The organism is Arthrobacter sp. TMS2-4 (assembly GCF_054511075.1).
The window spans coordinates 1-3,436 of sequence record NZ_JBTNDI010000035.1 but is presented as its reverse complement, the minus strand read 5'-3'; the positions used below and the strand labels follow the sequence as shown (position 1 = coordinate 3,436).

Annotated in this window: 2 protein-coding genes; one reads left to right on the top strand and one right to left on the bottom strand. The window is 64.1% G+C overall.

Annotated elements, in window-relative coordinates; genetic code table 11:
- Positions 1-411: 411 nt before the first annotated feature.
- On the bottom strand, positions 412-1,695 hold the full coding sequence (locus tag ACX80F_RS16940) for a class I SAM-dependent methyltransferase (RefSeq protein WP_459337547.1): 1,284 nt from the start codon (positions 1,693-1,695) through the stop codon (positions 412-414).
- A 527-nt stretch (positions 1,696-2,222) separates the two neighbouring features.
- Here ACX80F_RS16940 and ACX80F_RS16935 point away from each other — a divergent pair.
- Positions 2,223-2,867 carry a hypothetical protein gene (locus tag ACX80F_RS16935; RefSeq protein WP_459337546.1) on the top strand — a complete coding sequence of 215 codons (645 nt, stop codon included), beginning with the start codon at positions 2,223-2,225 and terminating at the stop codon, positions 2,865-2,867.
- Positions 2,868-3,436: the final 569 nt, after the last annotated feature.

Below are 3,436 nucleotides of genomic sequence, written 5' to 3'. Positions count from 1 at the left end.
AGACCCACAGCGCCGATGGTACTGCACCCGAGAGAGTGTGGGAGAGTAGGACACCGCCGGACAACCACTCACGGGAAGGCCCCACACCACCAGGTGCGGGGCCTTCCCCACGTTAACAACCACACCCCCAAACCGGGCCGAGCCCGCGAGCCGGCATGTCCTGCGACTCATTGGTCCTGGGGACGGAGGACTCCGGGCGACGTGCCGGCAGGAGCGTGTTCAGGATGCAGACGCGGGAACAAATCAGGGCGAGCCTTGACGAGGACCAGGGCTGAGCCGGCCAAAGCCTCCACTGCATCGATGCGGACTGCGCCAGGAGATCCCTGCTGTTTGGTCACGGGCGTCCGGTGGCCGGTGGGGGAGGTCCTTGGTCCCCTATGAGGGGTTGGTCGTCCGTACGGACCTGACCCGTCACATCCACTCCCGTCGCCGCAGCGGGGGCTCCGTGCCTCCCGAACGCTGCACCAGGATCTGATTCACGCCGTTGAGCCCTCGCTCGAACCCGAGCGCGCTCGAGGCCATGTACAGTCGCCACACGCGAGCCCGCCCTTCGCTCGAGAGATGGACCGCCTCCTCCCAGTTCCTCTCGAGGTTGTCCACCCAGGCCCGAAGCGTCAATCCGTAGTGCCGGCGCAGCGCTTCGACGTCGAGCACTTCCAGCCCTGCCGATTCGAGTGCCTCGATCATGATGGTGAGGCTGAGCATCTCACCGTCGGGAAACACATAACGGGGAATGAAGGAGTCCGGATCCGGGGGCATCTCGCCGGCATTCCAGGAAATCGCGTGGTTGAGGAGGCGCCCACCGGGCCGCAGCAGGCCGTACAGGTGCGACGCGTAGTAGCCGATCTGATCCCTGCCGACGTGTTCCGCCATCCCGATGGAGCTGATGGCGTCGAACGGGCCGTCGTCGACGTCGCGACAGTCCTGAACCCGGATGTCGATACGCCCGGACAGACCAGCTGCTCCCACTCGCTGTCGGCCGAGATCTGCCTGCTCTGTCGAGAGGGTGACACCGACGACGTCGACACCGTAGTTCTGCGCGGCATGTAGCGCCAAGCTGCCCCAGCCGCAGCCCACATCGAGCACCCGCAAGCCGGGCCTCAGACCGAGTTTCCGGCAGACCAGGTCGAGCTTCGCGTCCTGCGCCGCGTCGAGACCGGTGCTCTCGTCCTCCCAGACAGCGCAGGAGTAGACCATCGACGGTCCGAGCACGAGCCCGTAGAACTCATTGCCGACGTCGTAATGATGGGAGATCGCCGCGGCATCACGCTTCTTGGAATGCTTCCGCCCCAGGCGGGTCACGTTCATCTCCTCGGGCGGCGGTTTGGGCGGAAATCCGAGCGCTCCAACCCGAACGGCCATTCGGACGAGTCGTATCCGTTCGCCGACCGTCGGCGGGCGGAAAGCCTTCAGCTCTGCGAACTTGCCCACGGAGCTGAGTGCGGCGAATCCCTCGAAGAGATCGCCGGATGAATCGATATCGCCCGCTACATACGCGCGGCTCAGTCCGAGCTGATTCGGCGACCAGAGCATCCGCCGCAATCCCCGCCGGGAACGGAATTCGATCATGGGAGCGCCAGGAGGCCCTGCTTCTGACCCGTCCCACGCTCGGAGCCTCAGCGGTATCTCCTCGGTCCCCAGGACGATACCCAAGGCTTCGGCCAATTGCGGTGCCACTCCCGTTTTCCTGCGCATGCCCCTTGTCTACTACGACTTGTTCATGCGGGCCAGACCTCCGTCTGGAATGGGAGGCCCGCGCCAGGCTGTATTCGTCGGAAGCAAGGTTCCCACTCCGACGTGGCGGATGCGGTGTCCCTTGAAGGCGGGTGTGCCGATGGCCGTGCCCGTGCCGCTGGGAACCCCTCGGCTGCCGAAATACCAGAGCCATCGCGATTGTCCACCGGATCCCGAGGACACTGCACGCATTCTGCACCCACGAGGCCCTGACCTGTCGGCCGGGCTGTGCGCTCGACCGGGGCCATAGCTGGCCTGCGGTCCACGGTCGTGACGGAACGGCTCAGCCTGCTCTTCCGAAGATTTACCAACTACATCGCCGCATCACTTCTGGAATCAGGCGGCGTCCGGCTCCACCTACGTTAATGATTGCGATGAATCGATGAAGGGTCGTCGAATAAGGCTGTTGGTCCACCGGTCCGACACCTCCTCTGGTTGAATAAAGTCCAATGCCGTCCACTGGGGACGGCATTGGAGGGGGAGTAACCGTGAGATTCACATCCGCCATGACTGGGTGCGCTCTGGCTGCAGCCGTACTCGTGGGCACTTCAGTAAGCGCAGGAGCCACTGAGGGACCCGTAGAGCTCGTTCCGTTCGATCAGGCGACCGTCATAGACCCGGCTGACATCGTTCACGCGAAGGGTGGAGTGCTGACAGCGGACGGGACGAATCTCTGCGCCACGAACCCAGGGAGCATCGTTTCCCCAATTGGCACATATCTTTGCTTCACAGGCTTCGAAGCTACTCTTGGCATGAGGGTTCCGGTAAATGTGCCTATACTCGTCCCTTTTGAGCAGGCCACAGTGGTCGACCCTGAAAGCGTGACCATCGTCCAGGGCGGAGTAATGACCTCGGAGGGGGTCGACCTGTGCGCCGAGAATCCCGGGAGCATCGTTTTCCCCGATGGCCGGTACCCCTGCTTCATCAACTACGTACAGACCTTCGAGACTATCGAGGACCCTCAGGTTGAGCAGCTGCCGGTAGGGGGCGCCGATACCGGCGCGCCAGCCACCGTCGGCAGCGAGAGGAATGCCGGTGCCGGGCTTGGGGTGGGTTCGCTGGGCTTGGGCGTACTCGGCGTCGGCACTGTGCTTGGGCTCCTGACCCGTCGGCGCCATCAGGCACGACCCTGATCGGTATCTTTGCCCGCAGCCTCGAGGAACGCCGGTTCGTTCCTCGAGGCTGCATCGTCTCGTAGCAGGCCGGCTATTGCCCCTGGCCGACGGGAATTCAGTCGGTAGGCAGACCTCTGACCCGGAATGTGCAGGCTCACCATCGTGACCTGGAACGAGCGGACCTACCATCGCAGACGCCGCCAGCGAGCACTCGGCAAACTGACCCCGATCGATTCCAAGATTAGGACAAGCCGCCACCACGGCTGCCCGAAACCCACAACACCCACCCGGAAACCAGACCTCCAGCAGTCCCCAGGGTTTCCGGGTGATCCGCGGTACTGCGACCTCCTTTGCCCTGCCGCTCCGAGCGTGCCGCTGGGGATGCATCTGGATGGCTCTGGTGCCCACCCTCGTCGAAACGGTCCCGACACTGCGGGAGGCCGCACGCCGGCCGGGCACCTGGGCTCAGACGCCCAGATCCAGCCGACACCGGGTGGGTTTGCTTGGGGGGTGTGGGGGGGTGTAGTGTTTTCTGAGTTGCCCCGGTGAGGGTGACCATCCCCTTCATTTTATTCCGGTTGGTTCGT